At 71.9% G+C, this 22711-nt stretch carries 15 protein-coding genes and 1 riboswitch; of the genes, 9 read left to right on the top strand and 6 right to left on the bottom strand.

The annotated features are described in order from the left end of the window. Positions 1-81 precede the first annotated feature (81 nt). The 4 genes from AMIS_RS09390 to AMIS_RS09375 all read left to right on the top strand — a co-directional run bounded on the left by AMIS_RS09390 (position 82) and on the right by AMIS_RS09375 (position 2818). Positions 82-912, top strand: a complete 831-nt coding sequence (locus AMIS_RS09390) for a hypothetical protein (protein ID WP_014441985.1) — start codon at positions 82-84, stop codon at positions 910-912. A gap of 153 nt (positions 913-1065) precedes the next feature. Then, the gene (locus tag AMIS_RS09385) at positions 1066-2313 is read left to right on the top strand and encodes an alpha-amylase family protein (protein WP_014441984.1); all 1248 of its coding nucleotides are present in this window, start codon (positions 1066-1068) and stop codon (positions 2311-2313) included. Beyond that, positions 2310-2594, top strand: coding sequence for a hypothetical protein (locus AMIS_RS09380; protein WP_014441983.1), 285 nt, complete (start codon positions 2310-2312; stop codon positions 2592-2594). Before AMIS_RS09385 ends, AMIS_RS09380 begins: the two co-directional genes overlap by 4 nt. Further along, positions 2558-2818, top strand: a complete 261-nt coding sequence (locus tag AMIS_RS09375) for a hypothetical protein (RefSeq protein WP_157434783.1) — start codon at positions 2558-2560, stop codon at positions 2816-2818. Before AMIS_RS09380 ends, AMIS_RS09375 begins: the two co-directional genes overlap by 37 nt. A 460-nt stretch (positions 2819-3278) precedes the next feature. Here AMIS_RS09375 and AMIS_RS09370 read toward each other — a convergent pair whose 3' ends face one another. From AMIS_RS09370 to AMIS_RS42375, 3 genes are all read right to left on the bottom strand, one after another. Continuing rightward, positions 3279-4427: a glycosyltransferase family 4 protein gene (locus tag AMIS_RS09370; RefSeq protein WP_014441981.1), complete on the bottom strand. Its 1149-nt coding sequence runs from the start codon at positions 4425-4427 to the stop codon at positions 3279-3281. Between the two features lie 231 nt (positions 4428-4658). After that, positions 4659-5798 (bottom strand): MFS transporter, encoded by a 1140-nt coding sequence (locus AMIS_RS09365; RefSeq protein WP_014441980.1) that lies wholly within the window; start codon positions 5796-5798, stop codon positions 4659-4661. A 34-nt stretch (positions 5799-5832) separates the two neighbouring features. Next, a complete protein-coding gene (locus AMIS_RS42375; RefSeq protein WP_014441979.1) occupies positions 5833-5988 on the bottom strand; it encodes a hypothetical protein in 156 nt (51 codons plus the stop codon). A gap of 252 nt (positions 5989-6240) precedes the next feature. Between AMIS_RS42375 and AMIS_RS09360 the strand changes: the two genes are divergently transcribed. Continuing rightward, positions 6241-7251 carry a TerC/Alx family metal homeostasis membrane protein gene (locus tag AMIS_RS09360; protein WP_014441978.1) on the top strand — a complete coding sequence of 337 codons (1011 nt, stop codon included), beginning with the start codon at positions 6241-6243 and terminating at the stop codon, positions 7249-7251. Here the strand turns inward: AMIS_RS09360 and AMIS_RS09355 are convergent. Further along, positions 7220-10438: a PAS domain S-box protein gene (locus tag AMIS_RS09355; RefSeq protein ID WP_014441977.1), complete on the bottom strand. Its 3219-nt coding sequence runs from the start codon at positions 10436-10438 to the stop codon at positions 7220-7222. The two genes, AMIS_RS09360 and AMIS_RS09355, sit on opposite strands and share 32 nt — an antisense overlap. 94 nt (positions 10439-10532) lie before the next feature. On the opposite strand from AMIS_RS09355, the gene AMIS_RS09350 reads away from it, so the two are divergent. Both AMIS_RS09350 and AMIS_RS09345 read left to right on the top strand, forming a co-directional pair. Further along, positions 10533-12554, top strand: coding sequence for a hybrid sensor histidine kinase/response regulator (locus tag AMIS_RS09350; protein WP_157434782.1), 2022 nt, complete (start codon positions 10533-10535; stop codon positions 12552-12554). A gap of 86 nt (positions 12555-12640) precedes the next feature. Then, entirely contained in the window at positions 12641-14449 is a 1809-nt protein-coding gene (locus AMIS_RS09345) for a VanW family protein (RefSeq protein WP_014441975.1), read from the top strand. Between the two features lie 32 nt (positions 14450-14481). Here AMIS_RS09345 and AMIS_RS09340 read toward each other — a convergent pair whose 3' ends face one another. Then, entirely contained in the window at positions 14482-15567 is a 1086-nt protein-coding gene (locus AMIS_RS09340) for a class I SAM-dependent methyltransferase (protein WP_014441974.1), read from the bottom strand. Beyond that, positions 15564-18437: an AfsR/SARP family transcriptional regulator gene (locus AMIS_RS09335; RefSeq protein WP_157434781.1), complete on the bottom strand. Its 2874-nt coding sequence runs from the start codon at positions 18435-18437 to the stop codon at positions 15564-15566. The genes AMIS_RS09340 and AMIS_RS09335 overlap by 4 nt, the downstream gene beginning before the upstream one ends. 595 nt (positions 18438-19032) lie before the next feature. Between AMIS_RS09335 and AMIS_RS09330 the strand changes: the two genes are divergently transcribed. Together AMIS_RS09330 and AMIS_RS09325 are read left to right on the top strand one after the other, a co-directional pair. Beyond that, positions 19033-19956: a diacylglycerol/lipid kinase family protein gene (locus AMIS_RS09330; protein WP_014441972.1), complete on the top strand. Its 924-nt coding sequence runs from the start codon at positions 19033-19035 to the stop codon at positions 19954-19956. A gap of 40 nt (positions 19957-19996) precedes the next feature. Further along, positions 19997-20204: riboswitch (cobalamin riboswitch) on the top strand. Between the two features lie 114 nt (positions 20205-20318). Then, complete coding sequence (locus tag AMIS_RS09325) at positions 20319-22679, top strand: ribonucleoside-diphosphate reductase subunit alpha (protein ID WP_014441971.1); 2361 nt, start codon at positions 20319-20321, stop codon at positions 22677-22679. Positions 22680-22711: the final 32 nt, after the last annotated feature.

Raw genomic sequence — 22711 nt, 5'->3', positions numbered from 1 at the left:
AAGTGTTACGCACCCGACAGCCTCAGGGACAGACGGGGGCCGTCACGGCGTGCATGCTCTCCGATACGGGGAGGAGGATCGATGGTGGTGCGTGTTCCGACCGGCGAGGACCAGCGTCTCGCCGATCATGTGGTGCGTCTGGTCGGCGATCTGACGGCGGCGGTGACCCGGCAGCGGGATCCGCTGACGGTGACCCGGCGTCCCGATCCCGGCGGCGGTCATGCCGTCGTGGTGCCCGCTCTCGACGACCTCCTGCACCGCGTCCGCGACCTGTGGTGGCAGCGCCTCGACCCGGCCGACCGCCTCGCCGTCCACACCGCCGCCATCCACCGCGACCCGCGTCCCACCCCGCTCGGCGAGGTGATCACCGCCTGCCGGCTGGCCGCGGACTGCGGTCACCCGGTCACGGTTCCCGAGTTCACGTCGATGACCAGCGGTTCGGTCAAGCCCGGCCCGCGCGGAACCTGGCAGGCCGAGGTCGGCACCCGGCCCTACGGCATCGGGCACATCGGTGAGTACGGCAGCATCCGGGCAGCCAACGCCGCCGTCTGGGACACCATCGAGGCCAACCGGGAGATCCTCCGCGATCGTCTCCGGGCCGCCTCGCCGACGCTCGCCGCGGTCGCCGCGCGCGGCTGGGAGGAGCCGGACGTCAGCGTCTGGGCCACCGCCGACCAGCGCGACCACGACGATCCGGCCCTGGTCACCATGCATCAGATCGCCCACCGCACCGGCGTCCGACCGGCCGAGGCGGACCGCTGGCGCGCCGCCCACGCCGCCTTCCCGCAACCCGAGCCGGGCACCTCCGTCTGGTACTGGCCCCTCGTCGAACGCTGGCTCGCCGACACCGGCCACCTGCCCGACCCGATCCCCGACGACCGCCCCACGCTTCCCAGGGACGAATCTTTCTAGGGTACGGGCGGCACCTCCCCCAACCGCAGCCGACGACTCCCGTGGCACGCCGCCCCTGACGCCCCTTCCGCCGGCGCCCTCCGCCGCCGGGCCCGGCGTGCCCGCGCGCGCCGCCGCCGCGCCCGGAGTGCCCGCGCGCAGTAGGCTCGCCAGGTGAACCCCTGGATCGACTACGCCATCTGGTGGCACGTCTACCCGCTCGGCTTCACCGGAGCCCCGCGCGAGAGCACCCTCACCGGCGCCGGTGACGGCAGCGGCAGCGGCCACCACGGCTTCGGCGGCGGCAGCGGCCATGACGGCTTCGGCGGCGGCGAGCACCGGCTTTCCAAGATCGTCGACTGGCTCGACTATCTGCTGGAACTCGGCGCCAACGGCCTCCAGCTGGGCCCGATCTTCGCCTCCGAGACACACGGATACGACACGGTCGACCACTTCCGGATCGATCCGCGCCTCGGCGACGACGACGACTTCGACAAGCTGATCGCGGCGGCCCGCGAGCGCGGCATCCGGGTCCTGCTCGACGGCGTCTTCAACCACGTCGGCCGCGGCTTCCACGCCCCCGCGCACTGGCTCACCGGCGCGGCCTTCGAGGGCCACGGCTCACTGCTCGAACTGAACCACGCCGAGCCGGAGGTCGCCGACCACGTGGTCCGGGTGATGAACCACTGGCTGGACCGCGGGGCGTCCGGGTGGCGGCTGGACGCTGCTTACGCCGTACCCCCGCAATTTTGGCGTGATGTGCTGGCGCGGGTGCGCCCGGCGCATCCCGACGCATGGTTCGCCGGTGAGGTGATCCATGGGGACTACCCGGGTTATCTGGCCGCGAGCACCCTCGACGGGATCACGCAGTACGAGATCTGGAAAGCGATCTGGAGCAGCCTCAACGACCGGAACCTGTGGGAGCTGGCCTGGGCCGTGAAACGGCATCAGGAGGTGCTCGCGGCGGGCATGCCGATGACGTTCGTCGGCAACCACGACGTCACCCGGATCGCCAGCCGGCTCACCGACGAACGGCACCTCGCGCATGCGCTCGTGGTGCTGTTCACGCTGGGTGGGACGCCGAGCATCTACTACGGCGACGAACAGGCGTACCGCGGCGTGAAGGAGGACCGCGCGGGCGGCGACGACGACGTGCGACCGGTCTTCCCGGCGAGTCCGGCGGAGTTCTCGGCGCTCGGCCGCCCGGTCTTCGAGCTGCACCAGCGCCTGATCGGTATCAGACGCCGGCACGCCTGGCTGGCCCACGCCCGCACCGAGGTCGGCGAGCTGACGAACACCACCATGGCGCTGACGTCGACCGACGGCACGAACCGTCTCACCGCCCTGCTGAACATCGGCGACGAGCCCCACACGTTCCCCGCCGGAACCGTCCCGCCGCACGACTGGATGATCGTCGAGTGATCTACGCCGTGCTCGTCTACGCCCTAGCCGTCCCCGTGGTGACCACCTGGCTGGCCGGCGACCAGACAAACCCGCAGGCCAAGCTGCTGGAGTCGGAGGGCGTACCGCTGGACTACGTGATCCGTCCCCTCGGCCTCTCCGCCGGCCAGCAGACCACGGCCGGCGTCGTGGCGGCACTGCTCGCGGCCGCTGCCCTGACCGTGGTGATCCGCGCAATCGTCCGGCGGCAGGCGGACGTGCTCTGGTGGATGGTCCTGCTGCGCCCACCTGCGCCGGGGTGATCCTGGGCCTGACCTGGTCCACCCTGACCGCGGGCACCATCGGCGCGAACATCGGCGCCGGCCTGGCAACGATCTTCTTCCTGCCGTTCGCCGCGTGCATGCTGATCCTGGCAGCCCTGGCCGGCGTGGCAATCCACAAACGACGCGCTCGCCGCCCCGTCCCCACCGGACCCAGTCCCGCAGCCGGCCCCGCCGCCGCCACGCCCGGTCCCAGCACCCCATAGCCCCGCCGCCGCCACTGCCGCCGCGCCCGCCATGCCCCGCAGCCCTCGGCCAGCCACCGCCCGCCATGCCCCGCAGCCCCCGGCCAGCCACCGCCCGCCCGGCCCCCGGCTACGGCCCGGACCCGCCGGCCGTAGACAGCGCAGGTCATCCGGCCCGGGAACCTGCCTCAGCTACGGCCCGGACCCGCGAGCCGTAGACAGCGCAGGCTATTCGAGCCGGGAACCTGCCTCAGCTACGGCCCGCACCCGCCAGCCGTAGACAACGCAGGTTTTTCGGGCGGGGAACCTGCGTGGGCTACGGCTCGCGCCTGGCTGCGCGGGACGGCCGGCGTGGGACGGACGGGCTCGGCCGGGGACGGACGGGCTCGGCCGGGGACGGACGGGCTCGGCCGGGGACGGACGGGCTCGGCCGGGGACGGAGAGGTTCGGCTGGGGACGATCAAAAAAGGTAACGGGCGGGTCAGGCTCGAGAGGGCAGGGGTGGCAGCGGAATCGCCACCGGGACCGTCGTCACGGCGCGGTAATGGGCCAGCAACTCATCGCCGATCGCTGACCAGCTTCGGCCACGGACCGACTCCCGGCCGGCCTCGCCCATCGCGCGGCGCAGCGACGGGTCCCCGGCCAGCGACGCGATCGCCCCGGTGAAGCCGGCGGTCTCGTGCGGCGGCACCAGATAGCCCGTCCGGCCGTGGGTGACCAGATCAAGCGGGCCACCGGCGGCCGGGGCGACGACGGGCAGGCCGCTCGCCATCGCCTCCTGGACGGCCTGGCCGAACGTCTCGTACGGGCCGGTGTGCGCGAACACGTCCAGGCTCGCGTAGATGCGGGCCAGCTGGCTGCCGTGCCGGGCGCCGAGGAAGAGCGCGCCCGGGAGGGCCCGGCGCAGGGACGCCGCGGCGGGGCCGTCACCGACGACGATCACCCGGACGCCGGGGAGGCGGGACGCGCCGGCCAGCAGTTCCACCTCCTTCTCGGCGGCGAGGCGGCCGACGAAGCCGACGAGCACCTCGCCGCCGGGGGCGAGGGCCCGGCGGATCGCGGCGCTGCGCCGGGACGGGTGGAAACGTACGTCGTCGACGCCGCGCCGCCACAGGTGCAGCCGGCGGACGCCGTGCGCCTGCAGCGCGGTGACGGATTCGGTGGAGGGCGCGAGGGTGCGGGTCGCCGCGTTGTGCACGGTGCGGATCCACCGCCACGCCATGCGTTCGGTGAGCCGTACCCGGTAGGCGCGGGCGTACGCGGCGACGTCCGTCTGGTAGACCGCGACCGACGGCAGCCCGAGCGTCTTCGCGCTGGCCTGCGCCCACGCCCCGAGAACGAACGGGCTGGCCAGGTGCACCACGTCGGGGTCGTGTGCCCGGATCGCGGCGTGCAGGGCGGGCGCGGGCAGCCCGAGCCGCAGCTGCGGATACCCGGGCATCGGCAGGGAGCGGACGCGCACCACCGGGTACGGCAGGTCGCCGACGGCCCGGCTGCCGGCGGGCGGTGAGGGGGCGACGACCATCGGCTCATGACCGGAGCGCACCAGGTGCTCGGCCATCCGCGCGACCGAGTTGGCGACACCGTTGACGTCGGGAAGGAACGACTCTGTAGCGAGCACGACGCGCATGCCCACAGCGAAGATTCAGCCGCGATCGGCCGGGCAACAACCTCATGACCACGAGCGGAACGCCCGATCAAATGTGCATCAGGTCGGTCACCGTCACGCGCCGGACCAGCCTTCTCGCCGTTTCTCCGTTGACACTCACCGATGCGGGATGGCCGAGGCAGCGGCACGTCGTAGCGCTCGGCGGTCACTCGCGCGACGGTGCGGCGAGGGAGCAGTCCTGCCCGTCCCGGTTCACGCCCGTGTCACGGCGAGCAGGACGGCGGCGACCCCCTGGAGGACGGCGAGGACCACGGCGAGCAGCGTGATCGAGTAGCCGTAGAGGGCGCCGGCGAGGACACCGCCGCCGAGCGCGGCCGCGCCCTGGATCGCCGCGAAGACGCCGTAGGCGGTGGCCCGTCGCGGCGCGGCGACCAGGTCGGCGACCAGGGCCTTGACGGTGGAGTCCTGCACGCCGACGGCGGCGCCCCAGAGCAGCGTGCCGGCCACGATCGCGGGCATGCTGCCGGCGAACGCGAGGGCGGGCATCGCGGCGGCGAGCGCCGGCAGGGCGTACAGGACCCGGGGTCCCCAGCGGTCGTAGAGGTGGCCGCTGAGCAGGGCCGCGACGGCGCCGGCGGCCATCGCGGCGGCGTAGAGCAGTGGCACGGTGGCGAGCGGGAGACCGCCGGATTCGCTGGCGTGGTACGAGATCAGCCCGAACGTGACAAGTCCCGCGGTGGAGGCGGCCATCGCGAGGGCGAAGAGGTAGAACCGGCGGGGCAGGCGCCCGGAGACGATGGCCGTGTCCCGGCCGTCGGGGGCGGGGAACCGCGGGCGCAGCCAGAACAGCAGCGCCATCGCGAGAGCGCCCGGGATCGCCAGCGCGGCCAGCGCCGCCGGCAGCGTGAACGCCGCCACCAGGGCCGCCACCAGCAGCGGACCGGCGAACGCGCCGATCTGGTCGAGCGCCTTGTGCACCGCGAAGCCGCGACCCCGCCCGACCTGCCCGGCGGCCTCGGCGAGCAGCGCGGACTTCGCCGGTGACCGGATCGCCTTGCCGACCCGTTCGGCCACGATCAGCAGACCGGCCACCGCGAGGCCGGCGCCACCGAGGGCCGGGGCGACAGCCAGCAGCGGTACGCAGAGAGCTGTCAGCCCGTACCCGGCGATGGTGAGGGTCCAGTAGCGCGCGGTCCGGTCCGCGAGGGGGCCGGAGACCAGCCGCAGCAGCAGGGCGGCGGCCTCCCCGGCCCCGGTGATCAGGCCGACGACCAGGGCGGACGCGCCGAGCGTGCCGAGCAGCGGCCCGGTGATCGAGCGCGCGCCCTCGTAGACCATGTCGGCGGCGAGACTGACCAGGCCGAACGCGGTGATCGCCCGCCACGGAGACATCGGAGCAGTCTATGAGGCGTGGTTTCGCAAGGGTCTAGCTGTGTCGGCGGAAGTGCGGCCAATGGAAGTGGAAGGCGGCTCGGTGGTGGCCGTGGCCGCGCCCGTGGCGCGCCGGCGGCGGCAGCAACGCGATGCTGCTGACCAAAAGACAGACCATCACCACCGTGCCGACCAGGATGTCGAGCAACATGCGGAACCTCCTCGGTACCGCTCGCTAGCTGGGACAACGGTCTTGGCTACACGGTCGCGCGCCGGATCGGGCCCGTCAACCGGATTCGCGGAACCGGGTGGTTGGCATGTCGCTCGGGCCCGATTCTGCCTAGGGTGGGCGGTGAGGGGAGTACCTCCAGCGAAGCGTGGCGGTCATCACGGGCACCCCTGTGTGCCCCCGTGCGCTGCCCGCCGATTGCCGGCGGGTGAGGGAGACCTCGGACGATGACGCATGTCCGAGGAGGCTCTTTTGTCGTCGCTGTCCACCATTGCTTCCCCGCAGCTCTGGGCGATCACCATCGTCGTGCTGCTGGCGCTGCTGGCCGCCGATTTCGCGATCACCCACCGCCCGCACGACGTGGCGATGCGCGAGGCGGTCGGCTGGTCACTCTTCTATCTCGCGCTTCCGGGCGCGTTCGGGGTCCTTCTCTGGCAGGTGTACGGGCGGAAGCCGGCCGTCGAGTTCTACACCGGGTGGGTCGTCGAGAAATCGCTGTCGGTCGACAACCTGTTCGTCTTCATGCTGCTGCTCGCCGCGTTCGCGGTGCCGGCGCAGCTGGCCCAGCGGGTGCTGCTCTACGGCATCGTCGGCGCGCTGGTCCTGCGGGCGATCTTCATCGCGGCCGGCGCTGCGGTCCTGCAGACCGGCACCTGGGCGTTCCTGCTCTTCGGCGCGGCGCTGCTGCTCACCGCCGCGAAGGTGATGCGGGACGCGGTCCGTGACGAGGAGTACCACGTCGACATCGACTCGATGCGCAGCGTCAGGCTGCTCCGCCGGATGATGCCGGTGACCCGCGACTACCACGGTGGCCGCCTGACCGTACGCCTGGACGGCCGCCGCACCCTGACCCCGCTGGCCCTCGTGGTGGTGGCCGTCTTCGTGACCGACCTGGTCTTCGCCGTCGACTCGGTGCCCGCCGTCTACGGGGTGACCGAGGATCCGTACCTGGTCTTCGCCACCAACGCGTTCGCCCTGCTCGGCCTGCGGGCGCTCTACTTCGTGCTGCGCAACGCGCTGGGCAAGCTGCGGCACCTGGACTACGGGCTCGCGGTGATCCTCGCGTTCATCGGCGTGAAGCTGGTGCTGCACTGGGCGCACAAGGTCTGGCCGCAGGTGCCGGACATCCCCACCGAGCTCTCCCTCGTGGTGATCGCCCTGGCCCTCACCACGGTGACCGTGACCAGCCTGGTGGCGAACCGCCGGGAGGCCGTCAGGACACCGGCGCCGCCGTCTCCTCGCTGAACCGGCGCCGGATCCGCTCCACCGCCCTGCCCACCGTCGCCACCTGCGGGCGGGCGTGCGCGAACGAGGCGACGGCCGCGTCGAGATCGCCGGCCCGGGCGTCGTCCTCCAGCCGCCCGCAGGCCAGCGTCGCGGCGCCGACGCCGAGGTTCGCCATGATGCCCTTCAGCTGGTGTGCCTCGGAGCGCAGCTGCGCGGCGTCGTCGAAGGCGAGCGCGTGCGCGATCCGGTCGAGGTGCTCGGGGATCTTCCCGGCGAGCGCGCCGAGCAGGCCGTCCAGCGCGGTGGCCGTCGCCACCGGGTCCGGCCCGCGCAGCTGGTCCAGCCGTTTGTCGATCTCGTCGATCACCGTGCCGACGTCCTGGGCCGGCAGCCGGCTGGTCCAGCGGTCCAGTACCCGGGCCACGTCGCCCGGCACGAGCGGCTTCGCGATGTGCGCGTCCATGCCGGCCGCGAGGCAGCGGGCCCGGTCCTCGGCGAGGGCGCTCGCGGTCAGCGCGATGATCGGCACGTGCCGGCCCTCCGGCTCGCGGCGGCGGATCTCCGCGGTGGCCGCGTACCCGTCCATCTCCGGCATCAGGCAGTCCATGAAGATCGCCCGGTACTCCCGGCGGGTCGCGAGCGCCACCGCCTCCAGGCCGTTGACGGCGACGTCCGCGCTGTAGCCGAGGTTGGCGAGCACGCCGAGCGCGACCGTCCGGTTGATGTCGTTGTCCTCCACGAGCAGCAGGTGCCCGCGGCCGGTCGGCGTCTCCCCCGCGGCGCCGGCGGCCGGTTCCCCGGTGTCGCCGGTGAGGACACCGACCAGGGCGTCGTAGAGCTGGGACTGCCGCAGCGGCTTGGCGAACGCCGCCGAGAAGCTCTCCGGGTCGGGTTCGCCGGGCAGGTGGTGCGCCTCGTCGGCGAGCAGGATCATCTTCGGTGGCGGGCACCCGGGCGGCGCGATGGCGAATCCGGCCAGGTCCAGGCCGTCCGCCTCGGCCGTGCCGATGTCGACGATGACCAGGTCGATCGGACGCCCGGCCGCGGCGGCCTCCCGCAGGGCGGTCTGGGCGCCGGGTACGTCACTGGCCGTCCCCGCCCGCATCGACCAGCCGGTGAGCTGGTCGGTGAGCACGTTCCGGTCCTGCTCGTCGCGGTCCACGATGAGCACCCGCAGGCCGTCCAGCGAGTGCCGCTCGGTGAGATCCAGATCGTCCCGGGCGGTCCGCAGCGTGACGGTGAACCAGAACATGCTGCCGTGGCCGGGCTCGCTCTCCACGCCGATGCTGCCGCCCATCAGCTCCACCAGGTCCCGGCTGATCGCCAGGCCGAGCCCGGTGCCGCCGAACCGGCGGGTGGTGCCCGCGTCGGCCTGGGTGAACGCCTCGAAGAGTTCCTCCTGCCGCTCACCGTCGATGCCGATGCCGGTGTCGCGGACCTCGAAGCGGATCGGCACCGCGTCCGGCCCGGTGCTCTGTCCCTCGTCGAGCGCCGCGGTGACGGTGACCCGCCCCTCGGTGGTGAACTTGACCGCGTTGCCGGCCAGGTTGAGCAGCACCTGGCGCAGCTTGGTCGGGTCGCCGCAGACCGTCTCCGGCAGCCGCGGGTCGCAGACGCCGCCGACCGTGACCGCGTCCCGCGTGCCGGGCGGCGCGACGAGCGACACCACGTCGTCGATGAGCCGGCCGATCTGGAAGTTCGCCTCCTCCAGCAGCACCTTGCCGGCCTCCAGTTTGGAGAAGTCGAGCACGTCGTTGATCACGGCGAGCAGGGTGGTTCCGGCGGCGCTGATGCCCTCGGCGTACCGCCGCTGTTTCTCGTCGAGGTCGGAGCCGAGCAGCAGCCCGGTCAGCCCGATCACGCCGTTCATCGGGGTGCGGATCTCGTGGCTCATCGACGCCAGGAACTGCGACTTCAGCCGGGCCGTCTCGATCGCCTGGTCGCGGGCCTCGGCGAGGGCCTGCTCGGTCTGCCGGCGGGCGGTGATGTCGCGGACGAAGCCGTGGAAGTGCACTCCGCCGTCGTGGCCGATGCGCCACATGGTCAGCTCGACCGGGATCTCGTGGCCGTCCCGGTGGGTGGCGGCCATCTCGGTGGGCCGGTCGAGCAGCCAGTCCCACTGGCCGTCGAGCAGCCGGCGCAGCGCGGGCCGGTACCGCACCGGCAGGACGGTGTCGGTCACGTTCCGGCCGATGATCGCGTCGCGGCCCCAGCCGAAGACGTGCTCGGCCTGCCGGTTCCACTCCGAGATCAGGCCGTCGTCGTCCATCGTGAAGAACGGGTCGCTGGCCGCCCCCATGATCGTTTCGAGCTGCTCGCGTTCCAGCCGCAGGCGCTGCTCGGCACGGACCCGGGCGGTGATGTCGTGCGCGACGGTGGACACCCCGATCACCGAGTCGTCGGTGTCGCGCATCGGCGCCATGCTGAGCGAGACCTCGATGATCGAGCCGTCCTTGCGCTGCCGGCGTGTCTCGAACCGGCTCAGCGCCTCGCCGGCGAAGACCCGCGCCAGCAGCTCCCGCTCCTCGTGCTGCCGGTCCGGCGGCAGCAGCCGGGTCACGTCGTTGCCGACCATCTCCTCCGCGGTGTACCCGTAGAGCCGTTCCGCGCCCGGGTTCCAGGTCCGGATCGTCCCGTCCAGCGCCTTGCTGACGATCGCGTCCTGGGACGCCTCGACGATCGCGGCGAGACGGGCGTTGATCTCGGATTGGAGGCGGCGCTCGCTGGCCGCCTGCCGGGTGGCCCGGTTCTGCTCGGAGACCTCGGTGCTCACCCCGAAGATCGCGTACGGGCGGTTCCGCCGGTCCCGGAGCGCGTACAGGGTGGTGACGTACCGGCGGACGCGCTCGAAGTCGACGACCTCGTCCTCGAAGGCGAGCGGGCCGTCGGCGGCGAGCACCATCCGGTCGCGCCGGCGGTACTCGGTGAGCTTCTCGGGCGGGTGCACCTCGTGGTCGTACCGGCCGGCGGCGACTCCGGCGGGGACCTGGTGCAGGCGTTCGTACGCGCCGCTGACCAGGCGGTACCGGCCGTTGACGGTCTTCACGAACGCGGGCGTGGCGGTCTGCTCGAGGATCGCCGCGAGGTAGAAGTACTGGTCGAGACGGCGGCCCGCACGGCGCAGCAGCTCACCGCCGATGGTCACGCCGGCGCCGGCCAGTCCGCCGGCGATCAGCCCGTACCGGACCCAGGCGGCCTTGCGCACGACGCTTCTCCCCTCGATTCAGAGTCAACCTACATGCGAATAAATTCTGCTTTAGCCTTATTACGGACAAACACCACATCGTAAGGGGTACGCCGTGGCGACAGTGATGGTCGTCGACGACGTGGCTGCCAACCGGGACATCGTCCGGATGCTCCTCGGGTACCGCGGTCACGACGTCATCGAGGCGCGGGACGGGGCCGACGCGCTCCGGCTGGCCCACGTCCACCACCCCGACGTCGTGGTCTCCGACGTGCTGATGCCCGGCATCGACGGGCTGGAGCTGGTGCATCGGCTCCGCTCCGACCCGGACCGGCTGGCCGCTCAGGCGCCGGTCATCTTCTACACCGCCAATTACCTGGAACCGGAGACCCGGCCGATCGCCGAGGCCTGCGGGGTGAGCCAGGTCGTGCTGCGCTCGCAGGACCCGCACACGCTGCTGGAGGCGATCGACACCGCCCTGGCGCAGGGCCCGGTCCTGATCGACGTGCCGCCCGCCGCCGACGAGGAGTTCGCCCAGGCCCACCTGCACGCGGTCAACGCCAAACTGATCGAGAAGGTCCGCGCCCTGCACGACACCGAACGGCGGTTCGAGGCGATGGCCGTCGCCTCCCCGGTCGGCATCTGCATCCTGGACACGCACGGCACCGCCGACTACATCAACGAGCGGTTCACCGAGATCATGCAGATGCCGCAGGAGAGCCTGCTCGGCCAGGGCTGGCTGGACTGCCTCGACGACTCCGCGCAGGACGCCGCGCTCAGCCTGTTGCACGGCGCCGGCGAGACCGCGGAGCTGCGCTTCGATCACCGGATCTCCTGGCCGGACGGGACCACCCGGCGGTTGCGGCTGCACCTGCGGCAGATCCACGACGACGATGACGGGCGGCTCGCCGGCGGCGTGCTGATGGTCGACGACGTCACCGACCTGGTCTCCGCCGAGGAACGGCTCCGCGAAGAGATCATGCGCCGGCAGGAGGACTCCCGGCATCGCGACGCCGAACGCCTGGACAGCCTGCGCCGGATGGCCGGCGGGACCGCGCACGACTTCAACAACATCCTCGGTGCGATCCTCGGCTACACGAACCTCGCCATCGAGACCATCAACGACGGGCTGGAGGACGGCACCGTCCCGGCCGAGACCGCCGAGTCGCTGCTCGGCGACCTGCAGCACGTCGTGAAGGGCGGCGAACGGGCCAAGGGGCTCACCCAGCAACTGCTCGCGTTCGGCCGGCGGGAGATCATCCAACCGGCCCCGATCAACCTGAACGCGCTGCTGCGCGACGACACCCCGTCACTGCGCGAGACCGCCGGCGACGCCGAGCTGATCCTCGATCTCGACCCCGCGCTCCCGGACGTCAAGGCCGACCCGGCCCAGATCAGCCAGGCGCTGCGCAGCCTGGTCCGCAACAGCGCCGAGGCGATGCCGTCCGGCGGAACCGTCACCGTCACCACGTCGGCGCAGGACGACATGGTCACGGTGAGCCTCACCGACACCGGCGCCGGCATGCCGCAGCACGTCCTGGACCGCGCGTTCGAGCCGTTCTTCAGCACCAAACCGGCAGGCAGCACCGCCGGCCTCGGCCTCTCCACCGCGCACGGGATCATCAGTCAGGCCGGCGGCCAGCTCACCCTGCGCTCGCAGGAGGGCCGGGGCACCACCGCCACCTTCACCCTGCCCGCGCTGATCACCGAGACGCCGGCGCCGCCGCCGTCGCCCACCGGCACGGACGAGACCGGCGGCGAGACCCTGCTGCTGGTCGACGACGAGGCGGCGGTCCTGCAGGTCTCGGCCCGGATCCTCTCCAGCGCCGGGTACGACGTGCTCACCGCGAACGACGCCGGTGAGGCCCTGCGCATCCTGGAACAGCACCCCGGGCACGTGTCCGCCCTGGTCACCGACGTGGTGATGCCCGGCATGAACGGCCGGCAGCTGGCCAAGGTCGCCGCGATGCGCCAGCCCAGCCTCTCGATCGTCTTCGTCTCCGGTTTCGCCGAGTCACTGATCGACGAGAACGGCAACAACCTGGAGCCCGGATCCACCATCCTGGCCAAGCCGTTCGACCGGGAAGCCCTGGTCAGCACGGTACGGGGCGCGTTGAACGCCACTGCGCACAGGTGACCCACAGGTTGTCGCCAGCGAGCCTCCCCTAGCATCCTTGGCCCGGCGGCCGAGCGGTCGCCGCCCGAGCGGCGAGGAGGACCCCGGTGAGCACAGCAGGTGAGCCCCGGCCCGCGGTGGACGACGCGCTGACCGTGCGGCTGCCGGCGCAGCCCACCGGCTCGCACGACGTCCTCGACAGCTCCGACCCGGCGCCCCCGCCGGCTCCCGGGACGCGGCGCACGGGCCGCCGCGCGCTGATCACCGGCGCCGCGGTGCTGGTCCTTGCGGCCGGCGCCGGCACCGCCGTGACCTGGGCCTACCGCGGGGAGGTGCCGCTCGGTGTCACGGTTCTCGGCGCGGAGCTGGGCGGTCTGAGCCGTACCGAAGCGGCCGCCGAGCTCCGCACCCACCTGGCCGCCGACGCCCGGCTCAGCCAGCCGGTCACCGTGCGGGTCGAGGATCGCCAGGCCAGCGTGAAGCCGGCCGACGTCGGCCTGGTCGTCGACGTCGACGCCACCGTGGCCGCCGCGGCGCAGGGCAGCCCGTCCCCGTTCGGCGAGCGCGCGGTGCCGCCGGTCGTCGCTGTCGACCCGGACCTGCTGGACGCGGCCCTGCGCACGTCGCTCGGCACGATCGGCGAGCCGATGACGAAACCGGCAGTGGTCTTCGACGGCGTGAAACCGCGGGCCGTGCACCCAGAGGCCGGCCGCGGCCTCGACCCGGCCCGGACCGCCGCCACGATCCGGGACAGCTGGCCGGCCAGCCGCGCGGTCACCGTCCCGCTGGTCGAGGTGCACCCGGTCACCACCGCCGCCGAGGTGGACCAGCTGGTGACCGATCTGGCCGAGCCGGCTGTCTCCGGGCCGCTCACCATCACCGCGGACTCCGGCACCGTGACGGTTCCGCCGTCCGCCATCGCGAAGAGCCTGGTCCTGACGTCGGACAAGACCGGGAGGATCGAGCCCCGCGTCGACGCGAAGAAGCTGCGGGCCGCCGTGAAGAAGCCGCTCGCCAAGGTCGAGAAGAAGGCGAAGGACGCCCGGTTCAGCCTCAAGGGAGGCAAGCCGTCGATCGTCGGCGGCGCCGACGGGACCGCTGTCGACCTGGCCGCGATGGCGCCGGAGATCCTCACCGCGCTGCGCAGCACCACCGAGCGGACGATCGCCGCGACCGTGACCCGCGCGGAACCCGAACTCACCGCCGCCGAGCTGGGCGAACTCGGCGTCAAGGAGAAGGTCTCGACGTTCACCACCAAGTTCACCGGCGGGCTCTCCTCCCCGCGCAGCCAGAACATCGTGCAGGCCGCGAAGCAGGTGGAGGGCACGCTGGTGCTGCCCGGCGAGACGTTCTCGCTGAACAAGCACACCGGCGAGCGCGGCTACCAGCAGGGTTACCAGGACGCCCCGGTGATCCTCGGCGGCAAGCTGACCCCGGGCGTCGGCGGCGGCGTCTCCCAGTTCACCACGACGCTCTTCAACGCCACGTACTACGCCGGCCTCAAGGACGTCGAGCACAAGCCGCACTCGTACTACTTCGACAGGTACCCGGCCGTCATCGAGTCCACGATCTTCTATCCGGACCTGGACTTCAAATTCAAGAACGACAGCCCGTACGGGGTCCTGCTCGACACCGCCTGGACCAGAAACAGCATCACCGTGTCGGTCTGGAGCACCAAGGTGTGGGACAAGGTGTCCACCGAGTGGAGCAGGCGGCGCAACATCACGTCGCCGCGGACGATCACCCTGCCGGCCGGTCCGAGCTGCATCGCCACGGGCGGCCTGCCCGGCTTCACCCAGGACGCGTACCGGCTGTTCGAGCGGGACGGCAAGGTCGTCAAGCGGGAGAAGTTCACCTGGAAATACGACGCCGAGCCGAACTACATCTGCGGCGGCGCGGACGACTCGGCGGGCTGACCCGGCGCGCCGGATCAGCCCGTACCCGATGATCAGATCTTGGTGGCGGAGACGACCAGGTTGAAGCCGGTGTCGGCGGCGACGATCGGATCCGCGAACCCGGCCGCGGCGAGCAGGTCCAGCCGCGGGGACGGGCCGCCGAGCGTGCCCAGGCCGTAGGCGCCGGGCTGGCCGAGCGAGGTCGGGGTGCAGAGGGCGGTCGACGAGGCGTACCCGATGCGGGTGATCGGCATCCCGATCGTGCTGGTCCAGTCGTCGGCCGACCACGGCTCGACCGCCACCACGATGCCGCCAGGGTTCAGCGCCGCGTGCGCGGCCCGCAGCGCGGCGACCGGGTCGCCCATGTCGTGCAGCGCGTCGAAGAAGACCACCACGTCGAACCGGCCGTGCCCGTCCAGCGCGGCCGAGTCCGCCACGTGGAAGGACACGTTCGGCGGGCTGCCCGCCTCGATGGCCCGGGCCCGCGCGGTCGCGACCGACGGCTCGTGCAGATCGAACCCGGCGACCGTGGACGCCGGCCAGGTGCGGCCGATCAGCAGACTGGCGAACCCGTGCCCGCAACCGACGTCCGCGATCCGGGCGCCCGCCTCCAGCTTCGCCACCAGACCGGGTACGGCCGGGAACCACGCCTGGGCGAGCTGGTTCACGTACGCGGTCCGGAAGTACCGCTCGATGCCGTGGTAGGTGCACCCCGGCACCTCGTCGCCGCTCAGCCCGCCGGTGCCCCGGAACGCCTGCTCCAGGTTCTCCAGCGACTGGAAGTACCCGGCGATGATCTCACCGGCCGCGACCAGGTAGGCCGGCGAGTCCACCACGGACAGCGCCAGCGCGTGCTCGAACGGCAGCTCGTAGGTGTCCCCGTCGACCGTCAGGTACCCGGAGACAGCCTGCTGGCGGAGCCATTCGGTGACCAGCCTCGGATGCAGGCCGGTCCGCTGGGCCAGCTCGGCGGCGGTGACCGGGCCGGCGCCGGTCAGCGCCCGGTAGAGGCCGAGGCGGTCGCCGAGAACGGTCATCGCGGTGGTCGCCGCGCCGGCGAAGTCGGTGATCAGCTGCCCGGCGAAGGCCTCCACGCGGGCCTCGTCGACGGTCGGTGTCTGCTGTGTGTCTGTCGTCATGACCTCACGATGCGCGGCGGCGCTTGCTGATGCCTTGCTGATCCCATACCAGCCCCTGTCGCCAGTCTCTGGAGGCAGAACCGGACCGGATCGTGGATCGTCACGGGCGCCGGGCCGCGCAGCCGGGCCAGCCGTTCCCGGTCCGGGCCCATCACCGCCGGCGCGAACGGGTCCGCGTCCGCCGCCGCCACCAGCGCGGCGGCCGCCTCCGGATCACCCAGGGCGGCGAGCAGCTCGGCGACGAGCCGCGCCATCGTCCACACCTGGGCGGTCATGTTCGCGTTGCGGACCGCCACGATCGTCTCCCGGCAGGCGGTGACGGCCTCGTCGTGCCGGCCCAGCCGGATCAGCACGGCGGCCCGCGCCACCCGCGCCACGTTGCCGCCGTAGACCTGGTTCACCCGGTCGTTCGCGGCGATCGACAGGTCGTACCAGGCGAGCGCCCCCGCCGGGTCACGGGCGGCGATCAGCTCACCGCGGGTGAACGGGACGAAACCGTCCAGACCGTCGGTGTTCAGGTGCTCGGCGTACCGGTCCAGCCAGGCCAGGCCGGTGTCCGGGTCACCGCCGTACACGTCCATCAGCGCCGCACAGCAGATCCCTGTCGCGCGGGCCCAGCGCGGCGCGCCCGGATCGGTCGCCATCCGCTCGGCGTCGGCGCGCACGTCCGCGGCCCGGCCCGCGAACATCGCGTTCGAGATCCGGACGACAAGCGCGCCCCAGCGCAGCGGATGATCGCCGGGCATCCGGTCGAGAACCGCGGTGAGCAGCCGGTCCGCCTCGGCGAGGTTGCCGCGCAGCCACTCCGCGTTGCCGGCGGCCAGACCACGCAGCACATCGCTCTCGGTCTCGACCCGGTCCGGTCTCCAGCCGGCCAGCTGCTCGGTGAGTCCCGGATCCGGCGCATCCGAGTTGATCACCGCGAGCAGCGCGGCCATCCGCGCACCGGCCTCCTCGTCGTGGCCGCCCATCCACTGCAGGGCCTCCTGCAGGTTCGCCACCTCGCGGCGCAGCGTGGGCGTGGTCCACGGATCCCGGTCCCGGCCGCGACGGACCAGCTCCCGCGCCAGGTCCGACATCCACCGGGCGTGCGCGGCGCGGGCCTGCCGCTCCCCGTCCGGTCCGAGATGACCGATGCCGACGTGCCGCACGGTCTCCAGCAGGCGGTACCGGGGCTGCTCCCCGCTGAGATCACAGGTCACCAGCGAGGCGTCGACCAGCTCCGCGAGCAGCGGCTCCGCGTCCTCCTGGAAGTAGGGCAGCGCGTCCAGGCCGAAGCCACCCCGGCACACCGCGAGGTGGTCCAGCAGGCGTTGCGCCGCCGGGTCCAGCAGACGGTACGACCATTCGACGGTCGCCGAGACCCCGGTGGCCCGATCGCCCCCACGAGCCGGATCGAGCACGTTGAGCCCCGCGCCCAGCCGGTCCCGCAGATGCGCGAGGCCGAACACCGCCTCCCGCCGGGCCGCCAGCTCCACCGCCAGCGGCAAGCCGTCGACCAGCTCGCAGATCTGGGCGGCCAGCTCACGCGTACGCGAATCGTCCCGGAAATCCGCACGCAGCAAGGCCGCGCGATCGCAGAAAAGCGCAACCCGGTCGGAAGCCGGCAGCGGGCCGATCCGGACGACCCGCTCCCCCGCCACATCCAGGCGCTGACGCGACGTGGCCAGCACCCGCACCTCCGGGCACCGGGCGATCAGCTCGCTGACCAGGACCCGGACCGCGTCGAGCAGATGCTCGCAGTTGTCCAGCACGAGCACCGACGGGCTCGCCCCGAGCCGCTCCGCCAGCGCCGTGACACCGCCTCGCGGCGCCGACCGCATGCCCAGCGCCCCGGCGACGGCGGCCGCGACATCCGCCGGAACCGAGCGTTCGGCCAGCTCCACGACGAGTTCCTCGCCGCTGAGCGCCTCGGTCATCAGCCGCGTCTTGCCCACCCCGCCCGGGCCGACCAGCGTGATCACCCGGTCGGTGCCGAGCGCCGCGCGGATCGCGGCGAGTTCCGCGGTGCGGCCGAAGAAACGGTTCGCGCTCCGCGTCCTCCGAGGCCGCTCCGGATCCTCTTCGAGGATCCGCCGCTGCATGTCGATCATGGCGGGTGAGGGATCCAGGCCGTGGTCCTCCGACAACCTTTCCCGGTACGCCCTGAGCACCGTCAACGCCTCCGCCGCCCGGCCGGTCGCGTGCAGGGCGCGCATGAGCAGCAGATGTGGCCGCTCACGCAGGGGTTCCGCGAGGGCCAGGGCCTCGATCTCGGGCAGCGCCTCGGCCGCCTGCCCCGCGTCGATCCGCCGGTCCAGGCACTCCTCGCGCAGGTGCCGGCGCCACTCGGTCAGCCGGGCCACATCGGGGGCGAACGCCAGCCGGTCGGCGATGTCCGCGAGCGGCTCCCCCCGCCACACGTCGAGCGCCCGGGCGAGCGTGGCGGCGGCCAGATCGGCGGGCTGGCGCCGAGCCACCCCGACAAGCCCTTCCACAACGTCAACGTCCAGCCCGCCCCCTCCCCGGCCCGCGTCGCCGGGCCTCTCGCCGGTCGCGTGATCCCCCACCCGGCCCGCGTCGTCGCGCCTCGCGCCGGTCGCGTGATCGTCGCTTTCCAGCGCGAGCCGGTAGCCGCCCGGGTCACGGCGGATCACGTCGCCGCCGGTGTGCCGCCGCAGCCGGGAGACATAACTGTGCAGATTGCCGACCGCGTTGTCCGGCGGCGCACCCTCCCAGAGCGCGTCGATCAGCTCAGCGACCGAAACCGGCCGGCCGCCGGCCAGCGCAAGCCGGGCGAGCAGAACACGCTGCGGCACACCGGTCAGCGGAACCGGGACACCGTCACGGGTCAGCTCCACCGGCCCCAGCACCCCCACCCGGATCCCCACCGCGCCATTCTCGCCGCCCACCAGCGCCGATGACCATCAGTTATCCACTCCCCGACACTGCCCGGTGCCCAGCCGTCCCTCCGACGTGGAGGCGAGCACACCGACGCCCGCGCTGACCGGGATGAGGGCGCACCGAAGCGATACGTGTGCTTACACCCCGGCCAGGGCGTCGATGAGGGCGCACGGAAGCGATACGTGTGCCCTCATCCCCCGAACGGCCGAGCCCACCACTGCCTGCCCGAGCACCCGGCGGCGCCAAGCACCCGGCGGGGCCGAGCACCCGGCGGGGCCGAGCCGTAGCCCAGCATGGCTATCCATGCTTGATCACATGTCTGAGCTACGGCCGAGACCGACGAGCCGTAGTCCAGACCGGCAGTCACCCCTTGATCACATGCCTGAGCTACGGCTCGCGGGCTCCAAACCTGCCTCAACTACGGCCCCGTGGCCCGGGAACCTGCGTGAGCTACGGCTCGGCGCCCCGGGAACCTGCTTGGGCTACGGCTCGGCGCCCCGGGAACCTGCTTGGGCTACGGCTCGGCGCGGACCGGTGGGCGGGCGCGGGAGGGTGCTCAGCTTGGGCGGATAGGGTCGGGCGGTGCGGACGAAGCAGCAGCTGACCGACGATATCCGGAGCGAGCGCCGCGCCGCGCTCGTGGTCAACGCGCGGTCGCGGCGAGGGCGGCAGTTCTACGACGACGCGCACGCTCGGCTGCAGGCGGCCGGGTTCAAGCTGCTCGGATCGTACGGCGTGGAGGGCGACCTCGAGCGGAGCCTGCAGCGGGCGATCGACCTGGGCCCCGATCTGCTGGTGGCCGGCGGTGGTGACGGGACGATCAGCACGGCGGGGCGGATGCTCGCGCACCGGGACATGGCGCTCGGTCTGCTGCCGCTCGGCACCACGAACAACTTTGCGCGGACGATCGGCATCCCGCCCGATCTGGACACGGCGATCACGACGATGACCGACGGCCTGGTGATCGATGTGGACCTGGGGATCGCCGGTGACATGCCGTTCACCAATCATGTCGGCGTCGGCCTCTCCGCCGAGGTGATGATCAACGCGCCGAGCCGGCTCAAGAGGGCGATCGGGCGGTTCGCCTATCCGATCACCGCGCTGGGCCTGCTGCGGAGGCACCGGCCGCTGCGGGCGACGGTGCACGCCGAGGGGCGCGAGATCGTCTTCACGACCCACCAGGTGTACGTGGCGAACGGTGGTTTCCACGCCGGCCGGCCGATCACCGCTGACGCGCATGCCGACGACCGGCTGCTGGTGGCCTATCCGGTGGGCGGGGCGACCCGGCGGGAGCTGCTGCGCGAGACGGCGCGTAATGCGTTGACGGGCCACCGCCGTACCCTCCATGAACGTCCTTTTCTCGCGGTCGGCGAGCTGTGGCTGGAGACGGACCGGCCGGCGGCGGTCGAGGTGGACGGTGAGCCCTGCGGGCGGACGCCGCTGCGGATCGCCCTCGACGCGAACGCGCTGCGGATCATGGCACCTCCGGGTACTGAAGATCACTGACACAGCATGTTGGGTTGCGCGAACGAACGGTCGCCCAGATATGGTGTCTCCCGCAGCTGGTTCGGCCCCGCGCGAGCGGACGCCGAGGCAAGAGGGAATCCGGTGGAAGTCCGGAACTGCCCCGCAGCGGTTAGTGGGAACGACCGCCGTCAACGAAGCACTGGACCGCGAGGTCTGGGAAGCGACGGCCAGTAGGAACGCGTAGGACGCCCACGAGTCCGAAGACCTGCCAGCGCGCCGCATGCCACCTGGCGCGCGGCGGTCGACGGTCGCGTGGGACGACCGACGCCGTGAGCCGGCCGCCGCGCGCGCCCGGTGGCGTCTCCCCGTGCCCGAGACCATGGGCTCGCGAGGAGAGAGCAATGCAGACCGAGCAGAAACTGCACACCGAGCAACGACGGCACACGATGCAGGTCCGCAAGCGCAACGGCGAGACCGAGCCGGTCGACGTCAACAAGATCGTCACGGCGGTCGAGCGCTGGGTCGCCGACCTGGACGAGGTCGACCCGCTGCGGGTCGCCACCAAGACCATCAGTGGGCTCTACGACGGTGCCACCACCGCTGAGCTGGACAAACTGTCGATCCAGACGGCCGCCGAGCTGATCGGCGAGGAGCCGCAGTACTCCCGGCTCGCCGCCCGGCTGCTCGCGGCGTTCGTCGAGCAGGAGGTCCGCGAGGAGGGCGTCGCCGGCTTCAGCGAGTCGATCCGACTGGGGCACCAGCAGGGTCTGATCAGCGATGAGACGGCCGCCTTCGTCGCGGAGCACGCGACCGTTCTCGATCAGGCGATCGACGACGCGAACAACCTGCGCTTCGAGTACTTCGGACTGCGCACCGTGGCCGACCGCTACCTGCTGCGGCACCCCACCAAGCGGACCGTCATCGAGACCCCGCAGCACTGGCTGCTCCGCGTCGCCTGCGGCCTCTCGGAGACCCCGGGCGAGGCGATCGGCTTCTACCGCCTGATGTCCAGCCTGGCCTATCTTCCCAGCTCACCGACGCTGTTCAACTCGGGAACCCGGCACACGCAGATGTCCAGCTGCTTCCTCGTGGACTCGCCCAAGGACGAGCTGGACTCGATCTACGAGCGGTACCACCAGGTCGCGAAGCTCTCCAAGTTCTCCGGCGGCATCGGTATCTCGTGGTCACGGGTCCGTGGCCGCGGCGCGCTGATCCGGGGCACGAACGGCAAGTCGAACGGCATCGTCCCGTTCCTGAAAACCCTTGACGCGGGTGTCGCGGCGGTCAATCAGGGCGGCCGGCGCAAGGGCGCGGCCTGCGTCTATCTGGAGCCGTGGCACCCGGACATCGAGGAATTCCTGGAATTGCGGGACAACACCGGCGAGGAGTCCCGGCGTACCCACAATCTGAATCTGGCGAACTGGATCCCGGACGAATTCATGCGCCGCGTCGAGGCCGACGAGGACTGGTCGCTGATCGATCCCTCGGACGCGCCGATGCTGCCGGACCTGTTCGGCGACGAGTTCACCGAGGCCTACCGGGCCGCCGAGAAGAACGCGGTCAAAACCATCAAGGCCCGCGATCTGTACGGGCGGATGATGCGCACCCTGGCGCAGACCGGAAACGGCTGGATGACGTTCAAGGATCCGTCCAACCGTCTCTCCAACCAGACCGGAGCGCCGGGCAACGTCATTCACCTGTCCAACCTGTGCACCGAGATCCTCGAGGTGAACAACGACGCCGAGACGGCGGTCTGCAATCTCGGCTCGGTCAATCTCGGCGCCCACGTCACCGCGGACGGGGTGGACTGGGAGAAGCTGCGGGAAACGGTGCGGACGGCCGTGGTCTTCCTGGACCGGGTCATCGACATCAACTATTACCCTGCGCAGCAGGCGGCCGCGTCGAATCCGCGCTGGCGGCCGGTCGGCCTGGGCCTGATGGGTCTGCAGGACGCGTTCTTCACGCTGCGGCTGCCGTTCGACTCGGCCGAGGCGCGGGAATTGTCGACCCGCGTGCAGGAGGAGATCTTCCTGACCGCGCTGGAATCGTCGGCCGCTCTCGCCGAGCGGTTCGGCCCGCATCCGGCCTATCCGGAGACCCGCGCGGCGAAGGGCGATCTGCATCCGTACCTGTGGGGTGCGGAACCGTCGCAGAATGCGCGCTGGGCCGCCGTGAAGGAGCGGATCGCCGCGCACGGCCTGCGGAACTCGCTGCTGGTCGCGATCGCGCCGACCGCCACCATCGCGTCGATCGCGGGCTGCTACGAGTGCATCGAGCCGCAGGTCAGCAACCTGTTCAAGCGCGAGACGATGTCCGGCGAATTCCTTCAGATCAACACCTATCTGGTACGGGAATTGAAGTCCCGCAATCTGTGGACCGCCGGAATCCGGGAGGCCATCAAACGCGCGGAAGGGTCGGTGCAGGGCATCGCCGAGCTCCCCGCCGACGTGCGGGAACTGTTCCGCACCGCCTGGGAACTCCCGCAGCGGGCGCTGATCGACCTGGCCGCCGCCCGGGCGCCCTACATCGACCAGTCGCAGTCGCTGAACCTCTTCATGGCCGCGCCCACCATCGGCAAGGTCTCGTCGATGTACCTGTACGCCTGGAAAGCCGGCCTGAAGACCTCGTACTACCTGCGGTCGCGCCCCGCGACCCGCATTCAGCAGGCGACCGTCTCGGTCGCACCAAGCGTCATCCCGGCGCTCACGCCCGCCGAAGTCTGCTCCCTGGAAAACCCCGAATCGTGTGAGGCCTGCCAGTAGCGAAGGTTATTCACGACGGCCAAGGCCGTCTG

The organism is Actinoplanes missouriensis 431, assembly GCF_000284295.1.
Taxonomy (GTDB): domain Bacteria; phylum Actinomycetota; class Actinomycetes; order Mycobacteriales; family Micromonosporaceae; genus Actinoplanes; species Actinoplanes missouriensis.
Note: the sequence above shows the minus strand (reverse complement) of the source record. Positions and strands in the feature narration are given on the sequence as shown.